The following is an 18,540-nucleotide window of genomic DNA, read 5'->3' as shown; positions in this document are numbered from 1 at the left end:
TATTTATTCTTTGCTATATGTTCCTCTTCAAGAAAACTGCCCCGTTAGAAAATTTTGTTCCTTTATAAATAACTTATATTCCTCCATAAATCGCTCTGATTCTTCTAAGAATGGATAATGGTTACTTCTTTCAAAAATAACTAATTTTGAGTTCGGTATTTCATCATTCATTTCAATAGAATATATTACTGGACACTGTACATCATATTTACCACCTATTATTAAAGTTGGTGTTAATATAAATCCTAATTTTTTCGACACATCATATACTTGCAATTCTCGACTGAAAAAGTTCAAACGAATTGCAGATATTTCCTTACTAATACTTTGAGAAAAAAGTTCATCATACTTATCAGGCTCAAATAAAGATAGCTTTGTCCTTTCAGTTTTTAGTTTATTTCTTTTTTCTGTTAGTAAATCTGGGTGTTTTAAGATTTCAATCAGTTCTTGCATTCTGTTGAATTTAGGGTGTTCAGGATTATAAATACAATCTTTTGAAAATGTCATATATTCTCTTGCAGCTGCTCCAACAATTACATTGAAATCTACGCTATTTGAAAAATATATTCCGTAAATTATTCCTAACATACCTCCAGTTGAATGCCCTGCGAATCCCCATTTTACAAAACCTAATTTTTCACGTATAGCTTCTAAATCGAATATTGATTCCAACATACTCAGTTGATAAGGCTCTATTGCTTTTTCTGAATGTCCTGTCTCTCTTAAATTTACTAAAAATACTTTGTTTGTTTTTGTAAATGTCTCTGCAAAATAATCTCCTGTCTGATTAAATACAGAGTAATGATGGGTTATACAAAGTGGTTCCCCTTCTCCCTTGATAAATATTTCGAAGGTGCCTCGTGACGTATTAAGTAACTCCCTTTCCCAATATCCCACTGTTATCTCCCTTTCTTATTAAACTATCCTGCTCCGTTAGTGAAGTATTTATTTTTCTATGTATACTCTTTCTAGTAAATTGGAAATAATTCCTCTATAAACAATATTTTCGGAAGAATATATTTTATTAAATATCAAAAGCGTGGGAATCATATGAATCAGAAAAGAGAATTGAAGCATATCATCTTAAAACCTTTTTACACTATCTATCTTTCCTTTATAAAATTGCTCTTACCTTAGTTAATAAGGGGTATTTTTTAGATTGTTTCCAAAATCTCTTTTGCGATTTCATCAAGTTCTTCTGCGAGTTCATTATGTGTAGGTGTTTCAGCCACTCTAGTTAAATACTCTCTAAACTGAACTCTTGACTCTACTGGTAATTCTGTAACTAAAAAATGTAAAATAAACCACTTCCAGTTATCATCATCTGAAGATAAAACATTTTGCACATGTGGAACAATATCTTCTGGAAAAGTTAAAAGTAATTCTAATACGCTTGGTGCCACTGGCCAATTCATATCTTGAATCCATTCAAGGAGGTTAGGAAGTAAAGGCAATATTTTAACTCTATCCATTTTTTTAATCATTTCTACTCTATCATTATCAAATTTATGTCTTGGCAATAGATCTTCAAAGTTTTCCATATGAATCCCTCCCTTTGATTTTTATAGATGGAAATCTATTTATCATATCGGTCTTTATTAAATTAATCCGCGCCGTTAGTCAATAAGAAAAGCTACCTTTGACTTCGGTAGCTTGATCTTAAACTTTTGCCTCCGTTAGTACAACAAGCAAAATATTTAAACTCCCATAATTGTTTTTATACGGTCATTTTCTTCTTTCTTATCCAAATACTCAAATAGTCCAAGTCGATTCCCCCAAGGGTCAGTGAAAGTTCCCCATTTTGCAGAAACTTCTTCACGGGAGTATATCTCAAATTCGTCAATTTCCAACTCTTTAACTAGTCGATCTCTTTCAGCTACTATATCAGTTACCCCTAAACGTAAAGGCCCACTTTCCTCTGATGGTATTCCTTCAGCAACTTGCAACCAGCAACCAGGGATTATTTCCCATTCGGCAAATCCGTCGTGTGGTATGAAATCAGCTTTTTTGCTTAGTAATGCTTCATACCACTTATACCCTTCGTTAAAATCAGTTACACGAACTTGATTGGTTATTTCAAAAATCATCTATTTACCTCCTAAAAAAATACATATTACATGTATTCTATAAAGTAAGAAGCAATCCTTCTTATTAAACTAAATTGCACAGTTAGTCCAATAAAAAAAGAGCTGCCTAAGCAACTCAATATTCTTCAAGTAAAGCATTCCAAAAGTTTAAGAACAAGTTTCACAAGCCATTAGCTAGTTAGTTCAATTACCTAATGAATAAGATTTCACAACTCCTGAAAAAAGTTAAAAATTTCCTACAAGTAGAAGTTCCAGGTCAGTTAGCCAATTCCCATACTTCATGAGGGCCGACACGATGTCGGTCATTTCGGTAATGCCACAGGACGTGGCGTTCTAAGACCAAGTTCCTCTATTTCAGCAGTTGTCTTTTGTACCGAAAGTGTAGCGACAGGTACAGGTGTCTTTTGTACCGAAAGCGTAGCGACAGGTACAGGTAGGTGTTTGGACACCCGCTGAAAAGTAACTTAAATTCGCATTTATCTCACCACCTATAGAGGTGGGAGATTTCTGTAACTGCCGTTTCACTTACGTTAACATTAAACAAGTGCTGAAAGAAGTTAAACACCATCTTCATTCTAAATTTTATGTTCTTTAACTAATGTTATATAATTGCCCGATAATTATTGAGTAATCTGCATCTAGATTTTCTTTGTTTTCGATGATGATTTTACCTTCATATAATGATTCACCTGTACGTAAATCACCGATAAAGAGGAAATGACCGTCAAAAACACGATCGACTAAATATAGTTTACCATCTGTAACCTGTAAAAAAGGTTTTTCTTCATCATTTTCAATGCTTGGATATTTTAAGTTTAAAGGCTCTTCCCACTGTTTCTTTTCTATATTATAACGGTACAGCTCTAAACCATTGGCTGAGCGAACAGGAATGAATATATCTGTTCCATGAAGAATCATAGACTCCTTATATGGTTCTAATTCGGCTGGAATTGTCCATTCCTTCACTTCATTATTGAGATAGTTATAAAGATACATTTTACTAGAAATCGTTTCAGGCTTATCATCATCTAGGTATTTGTAATTTTCAACCATATATAAGAGATAATTTTCATTTTGTACTTTATTATTGTCATTAAATATATTGATGCTGGCCTGGAATCTCTCTTCTGACGCTAATTTTGCAAGTATTGAGTCCTGCTCTAATTCCTTTTTGTTTTCATCAATCGTATATATATGCAGCTCTTCATCACCATTGAGATAGCTAGTTCCTAAAATCTTTATTTTTCCATTTTCTACATAGACATCTCTCTCATTAATCCAGTCATATCTCACTTGGTCAGGCATATTGATTTCAAATGAAGAACTGTCATTTGTATGTTTATCAAGTGTGTCGATTTGAAGAGTGAACAAATTTCCTCGGCCCTCTTTTCGACCATTACTTTGAAAAGTGGTGTAAATCAAACGGTCTTCGTCTTCAAAATACTGACCAGGATTTAATTCTTTTCCACGCATAAAACTACGGTGTTCTTCAATATATTTTTGAAACATCAAAGGGTTATTTCGTCCTATCAACTCTCCAATGAAAGACCTGCTCTGATTAGTCGAACCATTCTTTGATATATGCAACCCTCGAATAATATCACCACTCTGATAACTCGCTTGAAGAATAAGATTGTCGATTTCTCCCTTATTTCCGCTAGTTGTTTCGATTTTAAAGGATACACCCTTTGCCATTGCCTGTTGAATATAGTAAGAACCGATTGTCGTCACGATGATTAAACTAATCAATATCGTTTTCCAATATTTTTTCATTGTCATTCCCCCCTAGACCCTGATTTTATATTTTAGCAAATGATTTGCGATCCAAATGGCACTGCTTAATACGATGACGCTCATTACCAGTTCCATTAGAAAGACTTCAAGTGCGTAAAAATAGCCACTATCAAATTCATTCACTAGTATTGGTACAAAAAGGACTCCGAACGAAAGCATTCCATAAATGATTGCGAAAAAAATGCCTTTTAAACCGTAACTTCGTTCAATTAAAATGGCAGTGAATAGAACTGTTACAAAGATAAGCCCGACTCCATAAATCAGGATAAATTCTGTCAAGGTTTTCGGATACAGCCAGCCCCACATTCTTAAACTATAAATATCATAAAATGAAAAATGCGATTGTAAATCTGTTGGTATAATACTATTAAAAATTTGTATTTCGATCGGGATTAACAATATTTGCAAAGTAACCAAACCAAGTACCAACAACATAACAGTCGTCAATTTTGCGAGATAAATACTAATTCTTTCAGTTGGCAACATTAATAATCTGTAAATAAACGTATTTTTTCCAAACCAATCTCGATACCAAATAAAGAAAACATAAATCATCAACATGGCGATGCTAAAAAAGATTGGCATCATAAACCAACCAGATTCAATGAAACGATGAAAAGGAGAAACCCCGTATTCCTTAATATATTGGCTCATTGATAGTTGATTTTTATACATCACCTGATCTGCGTCATTCATATATACTTTCGACACGACAATCGCCCCAATGAACTGACTGACAATTATCAATCCTATTAAAGTTAGGTACAATTTAAAAATTCGATTTACTTCGAAATTAAGAAGTTTGAAAAAGTTTTTCATCCACAATACACCTCTCTCATGACATCAACGACTGATTTCCCTTCCTTTTCACGTACTTCCTCTACGCTAAACTCCTTTAATACTTCACCGTTATCAATAAGCACTGCTCTATCAATCAAGTGTTCAATATCACTAATTTCATGGGTTGTGATAATCACACCACGATCTTCAATTAAGTGGCTTGTAAACACTTCGGCAATCTGTTCACGGGAGAAAATATCAATACCAGAAAATGGTTCATCCATCAGTAAGTAATCCACATTCAGTGCCAAACCTAATATCATATTGACTTTAGCCATATTCCCCTTTGATAAATTGGCAATCCGTTCAGTAGGGTCTAGTTTAAAAAATTGCAGCAACTCTTCTGCTCTTTGAGGATCCCAGTTTTTATAAAAATCGGCCATGAACGCAAAGGCATCACAAATTTTCATTTGCGGCAACATCGTAATCGTATCTGGAATAAAGGTAACTTTTTCAAAGCTTTCTTTCCGGATTTTTTCTCCATCAATCAAAATTTCACCGCTATTAATAGGAGTGAGCGCCATAATAGCTTTCATGATTGTCGTCTTTCCTACGCCGTTTATACCGATTAAACAAGTAATTTCTCCTTTTTCAGCAGTAAAAGAAAGTCCTTTTAATACCTGTTTCCTGCCGTATTTTTTCATGACATTTTTTACTTCGATCATTTCGATTCCTCCGCTTCTCCACTTTCGGCATCATGCTTTTTCTTAACTAGTTCCAGCACTTCGGATAACGGTACATTGATGGATTTAATAGAACCTAAAAATAAGTCAACCGCTTCAATAATCAATTCCTCACGGACGCTTTTAAGGACCGCTTCATCTTTAGTAATGCAGCTAGGCATATTTCCCTCAGTAAAAATCAATCCTTGTTCCTCCATTTCCTTATAAGCTCGTTGTGCAGTATTTGGGTTAATCTTCAGCTGGTTGGCTAGTTCTCTTCTTGATGGAATCTCCTGACCAGGTTCAAAATAACCCTGGGCGATTTGCTCTTTAAAATGTCGGATAACCTGGACATAAACTGGATCCCGATTATTAAACTTTACAGTCAATTAACTCAACTCCCAGAGAATTATATTTTTCGTGTATTAAGCACCTAATACAGATTGAACATATTTGTGCGCTAAGTACTTTTAAAGAACTACCCGATTTATTATTTAGCCATTACCCGCTAATCGGCCTCGGTGTATTAACAGATTAATACACCATTCTCAAAAAAATGTAAAAGTGTATTAAGCACACAATACACTCTTCGTAATGTATTATATGCTTAATACACTTTTTATGTCAATCAAATCCATGGAAATAAATATCCATGTTCAAAAAAACAACCAGTTGTAAAAGTACTTTCCACGTTCGAATGAGCTGCATGCTCCTAACCCATGCATGCACATTTTTTACAGAAAAAAAGTATTAATTTACCTTATATAAATTTGACACTTAATTTCATTGACAGAAAAGTATTTAATAACGTGAAATAACGGCTGCTTTACAAGCAACCGTCATTTATACCATAGTTTATAATGCCTTGGAAGCCTGATGAATTAGTGCAGCTACCATTTTGTCCATTTGTGCAAAACGATCGTCTTTTGTTTGACCATTCACATATCGATAATAGATTTGCTGACATATTACTGCTAATTTAAAGTAGGCAAATGTAATATAATAATCGATGGCTGAAACATCACGCCCGCTTTTCTCTGCATATCGGTTTATGAATTCCTGACGTGTATAAAACCCTGGTAAAGTCGTTATTGGTGGTTCACCAAATGCGTATAGTAACATTTTTGGGTCATCTGCATGCATCCAGTAGCTCATGGCCACGCCTAAATCTGCTAATGGGTCCCCCACAGTTGTCATCTCCAAATCAAAAAGACCAATCATCTCAGAGTAATCGCTTGTAAACATTGCGTTATTAAGCTTGTAGTCATAATGAATAATGGTTGCTTCATGATTAGAAGGTACATGATCCTTTAACCACTTTGTCAATACCGCTACTTCAGCATGCTCTGCCGTTTTCGCTTTATCATAGCGCTCAATCCAGCCATGTACTTGTCGTTCCATAAATCCGTCTGGCTTCACCATATCCTGTAGCTTCGTTTCCTTATAGGGTATTGCATGAAGAGCAACAAGTGAATCAACCATCTTTTCTGAAATGAGCCGTCCTAAATCCTCTGTATTTTCGGTTCCAGGTGGAAAATGAGTATCAAGTACGATACCCTTTTTACGTTCCATTAAAAAGAAATCACTACCGATAATCTCTCGATCTTCAACGTATACATAAGGTTTTGGTACAGCAGCTAAAAATGGATGTAATGCTGATAAAATCGTAAACTCTCGTTTCATGTCATGCGCTTTTTTAGCAACTGGTCCATGTGGAGGTCGACGAAGAACAACTTCAAATTCGCCTACTTTTAGGCAATAAGTCAAATTTGAATGTCCAGCACTAAACTGTGAAATTTCTAGCTTCCCCTCTGGTAACTCCGGAAATTGACTCTTTAAAAATGAATGTAATTTCACTTCATCAATACGTTCACTTGCCCTTACTTGTATCGTATCCATTGTACCCCTCCCTTATATGATCGAGCTCATGCCGCCATCAACAACTATGACATCCCCCGTTATATAATCTGAGGCAGCCGCGGCCAAAAATAATGCAACGCCTTTTAGGTCATTTTCAGTTCCTAAACGTTTTAACGGCGTCACTCCCATTAAATAATCTTGTCCACGCTCAATTAAGACTTTTGACATTTTGGTTGGGAAAAATCCTGGGGCAATCGCATTTACATTGACGCCATATGGTCCCCATTTTACGGCTAAGTCTTTTGTTAGTGTGATGACTGCACCTTTACTTGCGTTATAGCCAATTGTATCCATGAAATCAGGTAATGTACCACCTAGCCCTGCAACCGAGGCGATATTAATAATTTTTCCGCTCTTTTGTTCTAGCATTATTTTGCCAACAGCTTGGCTCATTAAAAATGTGCCATTGACGTTAACATCGAAGACTTTTTGCCAAGCCTCATACGGCATTTCAACAGCTGGAGTACCCCAAGACGCACCACTGTTATTGACTAAAATATCAATTTGGCCGAATGATTCAAGCGTTTTTGACACTACGTTCGCTATATCCTCTGGCTTTGTCACATCACAGGCAAGAGCTAATGTTTGTACACCTAATTCAGCTAATTCTGCGGCTACCTCTTCGCATGCCTCGACCTTTCTTGAGCACAGTACAATGTTAGCGCCTGCTTCAGCAAAGCCTTGTGCAATTTGAGCTCCAAGACCGCGTCCTCCCCCTGTTACGATGGCAGTTTTCCCCTTTAAGCTAAATAAGTCTAGTACCGTCATTTCACCAGCTCCTCTTGTTTTTTAGCATGCTTTTTCAGCTCCAGCTTGGCAACCGTGTTACGATGCACTTCATCCGGTCCATCCGCTAAACGTAATGTTCGGGAATTTGCCCACTGTGCCGCAAGCGTCGTATCAGGTCCTACCCCAGCAGCACCGAATGCTTGAATTGCTCGGTCAATAACTCGCAATGCCATATTTGGCGCCACTACTTTAATCATCGCAATTTCTGCCTTCGCTTCTTTATTTCCTACTGTGTCCATCATGTACGCTGCCTTTAGCGTTAAGAGTCTTGCCTGCTCAATATCGATACGGGACTCCGCAATACGCTCACGCATCACACCTTGGTCTGCGAGTGGTCGATGGAAAGCATGTCGCTCCTGAACACGCACGCACATTTCCTCTAATGCACGTTCAGCAGCTCCAATAAGGCGCATACAATGATGGATACGACCCGGCCCTAAACGACCTTGCGCAATCGCGAAGCCTTTTCCTTCTCCCCACAAAATATTTTCAACTGGTACTCGAACATTAGTAAACGTCACCTCACCGTGTCCTTCTGGTGCGTGATCATAGCCAAATGCCGTAAGCATACGCTCTATTTTCACTCCTGGTGTATCCATCGGCACTAAAATCATCGACTGTTGCTCATGGATCGGTGCTGTAGAATCCTTATGTTTCCCCATAAAAATAGCGATTTTACAACGAGGATCACCGGCTCCTGTCGTCCACCACTTATGTCCATTTAAAATATAATAATCGCCATCCCGTTCAATACTTGCCTCGATGTTTGTTGCATCACTAGACGCAACTGCAGGCTCAGTCATTGCAAAGCAGGAACGTATTTCTCCACGTAATAACGGTTCTAGCCACTGCTTCTTCTGCTGTTCTGAGCCGTAACGCACAAGCACCTCCATATTTCCTGTATCTGGCGCATTGCAATTAAACACTTCAGGAGCAAGTAAAGAGCGTCCCATAATTTCACATAAAGGTGCATATTCTAAATTCGTCAAACCTGCACCATATTCGCTTTCTGGCAAAAATAAATTCCATAGGCCCGCTTCTTTTGCCTTGCGCTTTAATTCCTCCATAATTGGTGGGATCGCTCCCCAACGATCTTCCATTGCTTCTACCTGTGCAGCAAACACTGCTTCATTTGGATAAATGTATTGCTCCATAAAATTTGTCAGCTTCTCTTGTAGTTTTACTACTTTTTCACTATAAGAAAAATTCATAAAAAAGCCCCCCTTTATTTGAACATCAAAATGATAAATGAATGAATATTCATTTTTATTCTTACATTAAATGTTACCGCTATATTTCTTGTAAATCAATGTCTATTAAACAAAAATTTGAATTATAGAGAAAATTCATACTCAAGACAGTGTTTTCAGCGTATAGAAAATCTCATTACGATAAAAAAATACAAGTCAAAACACTATTTTGCCATAATATGTATCTTCAAATCAGAATAGCGTCTTACATAACGTGTGGTTGATTTCCGTTCCGGCTGGGCGCTTTGTAGCTGCCGCTTTGCTTTCGCTACAGAAAACATTTGTTGTTGCTGTCGCTACGCTTTCGCACAGATAAAACAATTGCTGTTGCTTCGCTTTCGCACAGAGCAGAGCTTCCTGGGGGCGTCCGATGAGCCGCTTCGCTTCGCTGCAGGGTCTCATCTGTGACGCTAATCCCCGAGGAGTCGCCCAGTCTCCACTCCAATCAACTTTTATAAATGGTATACGTTTTAACAAACATCATCTACAATTTTGAGTGATAAACCATTCATTAAAATTGGTAAATTACGTAAAGAAACATAAAAAAAGAGTAACTTCTATTTCAAAGAAGTCACTCATCTCAATTAATTTAATCTTTAACTTTATTTTTGTGTCCCTTAGCTAACTTCATAGCGAAAAACTGAGGTATTAAATTTAAGACACTCACAATTACTACTAGTTGAGAAGGCGATAAGGGTTTAAAATAACCACCATCCCATCCTATCCCTAACGTGTCCTCCATCCTACCGATAAAGTAAAAGGAACTAACTGCCGATACAATATTACCGATAATAAAAGGAATTGAATTACATAGAAAATTCCCCCAAAAAGCAAAAAGTGAAGTCATTACAATCATCATTAAATAGCCGAGCATTGATCGGTTAGTAAAATCTTGGTACATCGAAAAATAAACAAAAGGAAAACAGTATAAACAAACTATTAAAATACCAATTACTTTTTTTCTCATATTGTCCCCTCTCTTGTATATTGATAATTTACGTAGAAAACTTGGACAGCCAAATCTTTAACATACTCCAAGAATATGATTGCTTTTTTTCAACAGTTGTCGTTTAAGCTTTCTATAGTCTAAAGTGTTTTGCCTTTCTTCATAATATCAGTAAGCAATTCACGAATAGCCAAAGGTAAATGGCGATTTTTTAAATACACTACATAAACATTTCGCCGTAAATTGGGGCAATCTACTTCCTTTTGTACAATAGTTTTAGCTGTAGGACCTTTTAAATAGTTTTCTGGTAAAATGGTAATCCCTAAATTTTCACGAACGAGAGATACAGCCGTCTCAAAGCGTTCAATTTCAAATTGGATATTAATGTTTTTTCCAGCCTTTTCAAATGCATCTAAAATGTCATGTCTCGTTTGAAAGCCTTCTGTACTAATAATAAAAGGCTCTTCACTTAAATCTGCGATCGTCAGCTTCTCTTTCTTCGCTAATGGGTGATTTAATGGTAAAACGGCTACAAGTCGCTCTTCATATAAGCAGTGAACTTCGAGCTCTTCATCATCCATTATTTGATTTGTAATAATTAAATGTGTTTTATAGCTTTTAAGCGATTTTTCAACACGCTTACTCCCTAAAATATCTACTAGATGAATCATCATTTCTGGATATTCTTTTTTATACTCTGTAATGACTTTTGGGAGCCAATGCTTAATCGATTCCATCACGCCTATCGTTATTTCACTTGTGCCACGTACAATTACCTCATCCATTTCTATTTTTAAAACTTCCATGTTTTTCAATATAACGTTTGCTCGTTCATATAAAAGCTCGCCTGCTTCTGTTAATTGAAGATTTCTTGTATTCCTTTCAAGTAAAGGTGAGCCAATTTCTTGCTCTAATTTTTTAATAGCATTACTTAGAGAAGGCTGAGAAATATGCAGTTTTTCAGCTGCCTTCGAGAAATTCATTTGCTCCACAACTGCTAAAAAATATTGTAATTGTTTAAAATCCACAACAACATCCTCCTCATTTATAGTTTTAAGCTATAGATTAATATTAATTATATATTAGAAATAATAATTATGTGAATATATAATTTATTCATAACAATATTTTCACTAGAATAATATTGGAAATGGGGTTGATGAAGATATGTATACAATGACAGATCAAAAACAGTGGAAAGGCCGTATAGATTCAACTACTAATACGAGTAGTTTCCGTTTACATCAAAAAGTGAAAAGAATTCCTATTAATGATGTAAGCGCTTCAGATAATCAGCATGCCGGTATTGTGGGCTTTATATGTGATGAAGGTGTACGTCGTAATCAGGGACGTGTAGGGGCAGCAAGTGCACCAAATGCTCTACGTGAATCATTATCTAGCTTACCTTGGACATTTAATGATGAACAGCAAATTATAGATGTTGGTAACGTTCTTTGTCTTAATCACGCTTTAGAAGAGGCACAGCATGAGCTCGGTGAAATTGTCAAAACATTGCTAAATAAAAAAATACAATGTGTCGTGCTTGGCGGTGGACATGAAACATTATACGGACATTATTTAGGCGTTCGTGCAGCGTTACCTAAAGATGCGAAAATCGGGATCGTCAATATAGATGCTCATTTCGATTTACGACCATACGATGAGCAACCATCGTCTGGCACAATGTTCCGTCAGATTTTAGAGCAGGATCCACATGCCGATTACTTTGTTTTAGGCATACAACCTTTCGGCAATACAAAAGAACTATTTGATAAAGCCGATGAGTTGCATGTGAACTATGTGTTAGAAGAAAATATGACGCCAGAAAATAAAGCACAAATCATGCATGATCTTCAGCAATATATGGATAATCATGATTATATTCTCTTAACGCTCTGTATGGATGTACTAAATGCTGCTTTTGCACCGGGTGTTAGTGCTCCATCACCATTTGGACTAGATCCAAAAACTGTACGCACGATACTTCAACAAGTCACTTCACATCCAAATACACATTCTTTTGATATTTGTGAGGTAAATCCTTCTCTGGATGAGAATGGGCGCACAGTTAAACTAGGTGCTTATTTTGTTTACGAAGCACTAAATCACTTACTTAGGAGATAAGGTTCATGATCGAAATTAATCAAATTACAACAGTATTTCTAGCAGTTGCACTATTCGCATTGGGCGGCTGGCTCATCAATAAAATCGGTTTTTTAAAGCGTTTTTGTATACCAGCACCTGTTGTTGGTGGCTTACTATTCGCCGCATTGACCACTATTCTAAAAACAACAGGCGTATTAGAAATTTCGCTTGATACGTCATTACAAAGCTTATTTATGATTACTTTCTTCACAACAATTGGTTTAGGAGCAAGCTTTAAACTTGTGAAGCTTGGTGGAAAACTATTAATTATTTATTGGTTGGCTTGTGGTTTCCTAGCATTAATGCAAAATGTTATTGGTGTATCTCTTGCATCGCTAATGGGGATTCATCCATTAATCGGTATGATGGCTGGTGCTGTTTCTATGGAAGGTGGCCATGGTGCCGCTGCAGCATTTGGACAAACATTAGAAGACTTAGGTATTTCATCAGCCATGACAATCGGTGCGGCTGCAGCTACATGTGGTTTAGTGGCTGGTGGCTTAATCGGTGGTCCGATTGTAAAGTACTTAGTTGGTAAATATAATTTAACGCCAAATGAACAAGAAACGGAAGAAATTGATTTTGAAAATAAACATGAACAAATTACATCCGATTCATTCTTTACACAAGTATTATTAATTACGTTCTGTATGGCTGTAGGTACATATGTTGGAACATTATTCTCAGAAGCTACAGGTTTCGTACTACCTGGCTATGTTGGTTCAATGTTTGTAGCTGTACTAGTGCGCAATATTATGGATAAAATAAAACCTGAAGCGATTAACATGAAGAGCATTTCTTTAATCGGCGATGTGACTTTAGGTGTTTTCCTTTCAATGGCGCTCATGAGTATTAAATTATGGGAAATTGCTGATTTAGCACTACCACTATTCATCATTGTTTTCGCCCAAGTATTCTTCATTGTCTTATTTAGTATCTTTGTATTGTTTAAGATTCTTGGAAAGAATTACGATGCGGCGGTTATGGTTGCCGGTTTTGCTGGTCACGGTTTAGGGGCAACGCCAAATGCAATGGCCAATATGTCAGCAGTTGTCCAACGCTTCGGTCCATCTAAAAAAGCATTTCTTGTAGTACCCATTGTAGGAGCGTTTTTAATCGATGTTTTCGGTATTCCCATTATTATAACGACGATCAATCTATTTAAATAATAATGAGCCGTGCAACTGTCTAATAATGACAATTGCACGGCTTATTTTTTGACTTATTGATTATTGTAATATTTCACTAACAGTTACAAATTCGTAGCCTTGTTTTTGCAAGTAAAGAATTACGTTCTCCAAACCATTTGCTGTCGTTTGATGAATATCATGCATTAAAATAATGCTGCCATCTTTCACCGATGCTTTCACATACGTTAATATTTTATCAGCATTGCGATGCTTCCAATCTAGTGTATCGATTGACCATAGAATAGAAGGCATCGTCATGACAGAACGAACTTTATCATTCGTTGCACCATATGGTGGACGGAAAACCGTTGGATACTGACCAATCGCTGCATTAATTGCATTGTTAGTTCGATCAACCTCTTGTTTAACATTCGCTGTCGATAAGGCTGTTAACTTTGCATGGTCCCATGTATGATTGCCTATTTCATGGCCAGCCTCATAAATTTGCTTTACGACTGCTGAATTTTTAGAGACATTTTGCCCAACCATAAAAAATGTAGCCTTTGCATCATATTTCTTTAAAATCGCTAAAACTTGTGGGGTAACTTTTGCATCTGGCCCATCATCAAATGTTAAAGCCACACGCTTATTTGCCCCTTTCGCTACTGGTACACCTTTATTGTATACTTTGTTATCAGTTATTTGGATATTTGCTAGCTCTGAAGCTTTCACATAGCCCTTTTGTTCACCTGCTTCTACATAGGCCCAGCCTGCTAGCGTTGTATATTGCTGAACGACTGTTTTATTGGCAATTGTACCGAGAACCTCGCCACTTGGGCTAGCAGTTAAACGAAGCACAGCGCCATTAGTAGCATTTACTCGTTTTTTTGTCGCAACAGGTTTCTTTAAAGAATTTGTTGCTACATAACCTGTTTGATGACCATGTTGGACAAATGACCAACCTCCAGGTGCCGATCCATATACAAAGACCATACTATTTTCGTAAATCTGTCCGGCTTTTTGTGCACTTGGACTAGGGTATGTAAATAATGTTGTTCCATCTTTTTTCGTCACTACATATTTTTCGGATGTAAGGCTTACTAATGCTGCCGTTTCTACATATCCCTCTAGCTGTTGCGCTTTAATTCGAGTCCATCCCTCACTTACTGGTGTAGCTGTTACATAACTACCCTTCACTATTTGACCGATTACGGCACTTTCTACGGAAGGTTCTACATAAACTGTTGTGTCATTAGCTACTGATTGAATAACTGGTGTACCCTCAGCATTTGCAGAAGTATTACCTACAAACACAAAACTGATTAAAAAAGTCAAAATAATAGCATAGGGTAAAAGTTTTTTCATCGTTCGTCACCGCCCTTTTCATCACAGATGTCTTTTCTCATATGTTTTTTCCATAAAAGTATAGGATTTGACTTTAATTATAGAATAATAAATTATCCCAGGAAATAGTAGGAATCAACTAGTTTTTCTGATTTATAATTTCTGAATTACACATTTTTTAGGATGAACGGTTATCAATTTGTTTACTGATAATTTTCTAAAATAATTTCCTCCTTTTCTTCATCAAAAATCCCCCGTGGTAGCGCTGGCAATAGATGATGAAAACAATTGGCATGTAGTACCTCCCCTCTTAAATGAAAATGATCGATTGTATTCCCAAGCATGAATACTGTTTTAGCTATTTTGCCAACTTTCATTTGTCAAAGGCCCCAAGACGCCTTTTTCAGGTACTTGTGCAGTGCACCCTATAGATATGACGATTGAAACGATAAAAAAGTTATTATTTTTTTCATATTTTTTCCTCTTACAGCGCACCGTACGCTGTAAGAGCATCTTCAATATGGAATGGTGGTGTCCAAGCCTGCCCATTCGCATTCGTCGTCACGAAAATATATTGTTTACCATCTTTTTCGATAATCGAGGCTAAGCAAAGACCCGCTTCAGGTGTATAGCCCGTTTTCCCGCCCAATATTGTACCTTCCCCACCTGGTATTTTAGCTAATAGTGAGCTTGTTATCGTTAATTCATTTGGGACATGAGTCATATAACTTTTCGAAGTCAAAATTTGATAAAAGGTAGGATTTTTAATGGCATAACGAAATAGCTTACTTATATCACGGACACTGGAGACATGGGCGGGATCATGTAATCCACTGGCATTGACAAAATGGGTATCATTCATCCCTAATTCATGCGCTTTATTATTCATTAATGTCACAAATGCTTCTTCACTACCTGCCATCGCATCCGCAAGTGTTCCTGTAGCATCCGCCCCAGAGGCAAGCAGTGTGCCATATAATAAATCTTCTATCGTTACAAAATCTCCTGCCTTAAAGCCCGCCATGGAAGCATTTTGAGCAGTAAATTTAGAAATCGTTTGTGGTGTAACGATTGTTTGCTTCTGCAGATCCGTACTCATTTCAATAGCAACAATCGCTGTCATAATTTTCGTTAATGATGCAGGATAAATAATGTCATCTGCATTTTTTTCGAATAATACATCTCCTTTTTCATTCAGCAACAAAGCATTTTTACTATGCAACGAAGGTAACTCTATTGGCGTTTGTTCCGTTATTGTGTTGTTCGTATAATAAAAAAAGAATGCAACCGCACATATAAAACAAAATAAGACAAATTTTTTCATAAAAAAACGCCCCCCACACATTATAATAGGAGGCATTTATGAATATTCCTGTAGGAAATTTATGAAGAAATTCTTAAAGCTGATTTTTTATTAATAAAAATCATCGAAATCCGAACAAATTCTCGTTATATCTTTATTCGCTAATTTAAAAAATACATCCTGAGATACTTCTAACTTCAGTGCATCATCCTTTTTTAAATCTGCATAGACTCCTCGTAAAATACGACCTGTTAAACCATGTGAAATAGCAATCACTTTCGGTATATGTTGAATGTCTTCTAGCCAAGCACTTAGTCTGTTCACTACTGAGTCATAAGCTTCTCTATTAGGCGCATTAAAATACCAATTATACACGTCTGTATTTTGAAGAAGATTTGGCCAAGAATTTTCGATTTCTTTCATTGTTAGTCCAGCCCATTGTCCCACTGCAACCTCAGTTAAACGATCATCTTTTTCAACATTCTTCAAGTCATATCCAATTGTTTCACAAATTATTTCCGTGCTCTGCATGGCTCTGCCTAATGGGCTCGAAAAAATTTTCCATTCATTAGGATTTCCAATTAAACTTTTCAGCATTTGTGCATTTTGTTGTACTTGATGTACACCCACTTCTGTTAATGGAGAATCGAGCTCTCCTTGATATCGTCCTTGTGTATTAAATTCCGTTTCACCATGACGAAGTAAGTAAATCGTTTGATTCAATATTGTTTCCCCCTATAATTTCTCCCCCGCTGTCACTCATTTTAAAACAATAGAATGATATAGACAAATCCAAAGAACAAACATAATGGACTGTAGATCCAAGTATCATATTTAGCAAACTGTGAATGTTTTATTTTTTTAAAAATCCCAACATAATTAAAATCACCAATCGCCCGAATAGTGAAAACTATAGCACAGACAATACTTCCGATTTTAGATGGACTATTTGCTTGAAAGCTCTGCAAATAATCACCTTGAACAACGATAATGATACTAGCAAATAGAATAAGAATGGCTACGAATAATGTTCCCCATTTTCTTGGAGTAAAAACAGGTTTATGCTCCCCCTCTTTTACAGGGAGAACAGCTGCAGAACCCCATCGACCTCCAAATGCCCAATATATATGCAAAAAACTGATAAACCACAGTAATCCCACAGCTACTAATGGTAAAATTGATTTCATATAGTTACCTCCAATTATCGCAATCCTAAAACATACACTACCGTATGTTATGGTAATAATTTTGTCCCTTCAGGTTCTATAACCATATTAGGGACATTTATAATCGTGTATTAAAAGCTCAACCATTTTATCAAGATCAAAATTAGGATTTTCTTCAAACCTTGTCATCCATCCTACATACGTTAAATAGGCAAGTCTCGCTCTATCTATCGATTCAGCATTGTTTATGCCTTTTTTTTGATACAATTTCGCAACACAAGAAATTCTTTGTTCTTCAATATCCACTAAGCGTGCTGCAACAACAGGATCATATTTTGCCCAAGTATAAATACCAATTTCCATTTTTTTATCTCGATTAAAACCAATTTGTAATAGCTGTTCTAAGGAAGCCCCCTGTTGCTCCATACTTTGAACAATCAGCTTTGTTGCATGTATTTCCCAATAGTCGACCATAGAATCTAACAGCTCTTGATGGTCACGAAAATAGTGATAAAAGCTCCCTTTACTTATTTTTAGTAATCGAGCAAGTGCTTCGATACGAACTTTATGTATTCCTTCATCAGCTAATTGTTGTAAGCCTGCTTTTATCCAATCTTCCCTCGTTAATTGCATGTCATCTCTCCAGAAAAATACGGTAGCGTATGTTTTTGTTTTAGATTACTACTAATTTCATTTTTTGTAAATTGTTTAATCTATTTATTTTTATGGACTTTAATGTTATTGTCAATCGTAATATTTATAGTCATTACCCTCGGTAAAATACATGCACATACTAATATAATAGCTAAAAGTTTTTTCATCTTTCTCTCCTTTTTTCATTTTATATCGAAAAGATCGCTTATAGGCAGCAACGAGGAACCGTTGATATTAGCGGAAAATGGTGACTAAGAGTGAAAATCAACTTTGTCTATTGATCATATTTTTTGTCTTCAGCTGAGGCCAAGTTTTATTAATCCCTTGACCTCAATGACAACTTATCAATTATGCCGAGGCATAATTGCGTGACATCCGAGCCAACAGATGTTTTTTGCGCGAAAGCGAAGCGTCAGCGGCAGATGTTTTTTGCGCGAAAGCGTAGTGTTAACGCAGCGTCAGCAACTTGTTTCTAGACTGAGTTCCTCTGTCTCAGCGAACATTTGTAGC

At 36.5% G+C, this 18,540-nt stretch carries 20 protein-coding genes; 2 read left to right on the top strand and 18 right to left on the bottom strand.

Going from position 1 to position 18,540, the window contains the following annotated elements:
• Positions 1–27: 27 nt before the first annotated feature.
• The 12 genes from ACIQ7T_RS12150 to ACIQ7T_RS12095 form a co-directional block, all read right to left on the bottom strand.
• Positions 28–897, bottom strand: a complete 870-nt coding sequence (locus tag ACIQ7T_RS12150; protein WP_370081196.1) for an alpha/beta fold hydrolase — start codon at positions 895–897, stop codon at positions 28–30.
• A gap of 257 nt (positions 898–1,154) precedes the next feature.
• Positions 1,155–1,541: a DUF5071 domain-containing protein gene (locus ACIQ7T_RS12145; RefSeq protein ID WP_402870582.1), complete on the bottom strand. Its 387-nt coding sequence runs from the start codon at positions 1,539–1,541 to the stop codon at positions 1,155–1,157.
• A 156-nt stretch (positions 1,542–1,697) separates the two neighbouring features.
• Entirely contained in the window at positions 1,698–2,087 is a 390-nt protein-coding gene (locus ACIQ7T_RS12140; protein ID WP_370081192.1) for a VOC family protein, read from the bottom strand.
• Between the two features lie 591 nt (positions 2,088–2,678).
• On the bottom strand, positions 2,679–3,860 hold the full coding sequence (locus ACIQ7T_RS12135; protein WP_370081190.1) for a hypothetical protein: 1,182 nt from the start codon (positions 3,858–3,860) through the stop codon (positions 2,679–2,681).
• Positions 3,861–3,872: 12 nt separating this feature from the next.
• Complete coding sequence (locus tag ACIQ7T_RS12130) at positions 3,873–4,592, bottom strand: hypothetical protein (protein ID WP_402870578.1); 720 nt, start codon at positions 4,590–4,592, stop codon at positions 3,873–3,875.
• A gap of 104 nt (positions 4,593–4,696) precedes the next feature.
• On the bottom strand, positions 4,697–5,386 hold the full coding sequence (locus ACIQ7T_RS12125; protein ID WP_370081186.1) for an ABC transporter ATP-binding protein: 690 nt from the start codon (positions 5,384–5,386) through the stop codon (positions 4,697–4,699).
• Positions 5,383–5,772, bottom strand: a complete 390-nt coding sequence (locus ACIQ7T_RS12120; protein ID WP_370081184.1) for a GntR family transcriptional regulator — start codon at positions 5,770–5,772, stop codon at positions 5,383–5,385. The genes ACIQ7T_RS12125 and ACIQ7T_RS12120 overlap by 4 nt, the downstream gene beginning before the upstream one ends.
• 466 nt (positions 5,773–6,238) lie before the next feature.
• Positions 6,239–7,282 carry a phosphotransferase family protein gene (locus ACIQ7T_RS12115; protein WP_370081182.1) on the bottom strand — a complete coding sequence of 348 codons (1,044 nt, stop codon included), beginning with the start codon at positions 7,280–7,282 and terminating at the stop codon, positions 6,239–6,241.
• Between the two features lie 12 nt (positions 7,283–7,294).
• Entirely contained in the window at positions 7,295–8,071 is a 777-nt protein-coding gene (locus tag ACIQ7T_RS12110; protein ID WP_370081180.1) for an SDR family oxidoreductase, read from the bottom strand.
• Positions 8,068–9,303 carry an acyl-CoA dehydrogenase family protein gene (locus tag ACIQ7T_RS12105; protein WP_370081178.1) on the bottom strand — a complete coding sequence of 412 codons (1,236 nt, stop codon included), beginning with the start codon at positions 9,301–9,303 and terminating at the stop codon, positions 8,068–8,070. The genes ACIQ7T_RS12110 and ACIQ7T_RS12105 overlap by 4 nt, the downstream gene beginning before the upstream one ends.
• Positions 9,304–9,931: 628 nt before the next feature.
• On the bottom strand, positions 9,932–10,309 hold the full coding sequence (locus ACIQ7T_RS12100) for a hypothetical protein (protein ID WP_402870573.1): 378 nt from the start codon (positions 10,307–10,309) through the stop codon (positions 9,932–9,934).
• 119 nt (positions 10,310–10,428) lie between these two features.
• Positions 10,429–11,316, bottom strand: coding sequence for a LysR family transcriptional regulator (locus ACIQ7T_RS12095; RefSeq protein ID WP_370081174.1), 888 nt, complete (start codon positions 11,314–11,316; stop codon positions 10,429–10,431).
• Positions 11,317–11,455: 139 nt separating this feature from the next.
• Here ACIQ7T_RS12095 and hutG point away from each other — a divergent pair, with 139 nt between their 5' ends.
• Both hutG and gltS read left to right on the top strand, forming a co-directional pair.
• A complete protein-coding gene (hutG, locus tag ACIQ7T_RS12090) occupies positions 11,456–12,412 on the top strand; it encodes a formimidoylglutamase (RefSeq protein WP_370081172.1) in 957 nt (318 codons plus the stop codon).
• 5 nt (positions 12,413–12,417) lie between these two features.
• Positions 12,418–13,602 (top strand): sodium/glutamate symporter, encoded by a 1,185-nt coding sequence (gltS, locus tag ACIQ7T_RS12085; RefSeq protein WP_370081170.1) that lies wholly within the window; start codon positions 12,418–12,420, stop codon positions 13,600–13,602.
• Positions 13,603–13,662: 60 nt separating this feature from the next.
• Here gltS and ACIQ7T_RS12080 read toward each other — a convergent pair whose 3' ends face one another.
• From ACIQ7T_RS12080 to ACIQ7T_RS12055, 6 genes are all read right to left on the bottom strand, one after another.
• A complete protein-coding gene (locus ACIQ7T_RS12080; RefSeq protein ID WP_370081168.1) occupies positions 13,663–14,928 on the bottom strand; it encodes a polysaccharide deacetylase family protein in 1,266 nt (421 codons plus the stop codon).
• Between the two features lie 182 nt (positions 14,929–15,110).
• Entirely contained in the window at positions 15,111–15,284 is a 174-nt protein-coding gene (locus tag ACIQ7T_RS12075) for a hypothetical protein (RefSeq protein ID WP_370081166.1), read from the bottom strand.
• Positions 15,285–15,391: 107 nt separating this feature from the next.
• A complete protein-coding gene (locus ACIQ7T_RS12070) occupies positions 15,392–16,231 on the bottom strand; it encodes a D-alanyl-D-alanine carboxypeptidase family protein (protein WP_402870568.1) in 840 nt (279 codons plus the stop codon).
• Between the two features lie 90 nt (positions 16,232–16,321).
• Positions 16,322–16,933 (bottom strand): histidine phosphatase family protein, encoded by a 612-nt coding sequence (locus tag ACIQ7T_RS12065; protein ID WP_402870565.1) that lies wholly within the window; start codon positions 16,931–16,933, stop codon positions 16,322–16,324.
• Positions 16,934–16,974: 41 nt separating this feature from the next.
• Complete coding sequence (locus ACIQ7T_RS12060) at positions 16,975–17,397, bottom strand: DUF3995 domain-containing protein (RefSeq protein ID WP_402870562.1); 423 nt, start codon at positions 17,395–17,397, stop codon at positions 16,975–16,977.
• A gap of 87 nt (positions 17,398–17,484) precedes the next feature.
• A complete protein-coding gene (locus ACIQ7T_RS12055) occupies positions 17,485–18,009 on the bottom strand; it encodes a TetR/AcrR family transcriptional regulator (RefSeq protein WP_402870559.1) in 525 nt (174 codons plus the stop codon).
• Positions 18,010–18,540: the final 531 nt, after the last annotated feature.

This window comes from Lysinibacillus sp. NPDC096212, assembly GCF_044763105.1.
Lineage (GTDB): Bacteria > Bacillota > Bacilli > Bacillales_A > Planococcaceae > Lysinibacillus.
The sequence above is the reverse complement of the archived record's forward strand: the minus strand, read 5'-3'. Positions and strand labels throughout refer to the sequence as shown.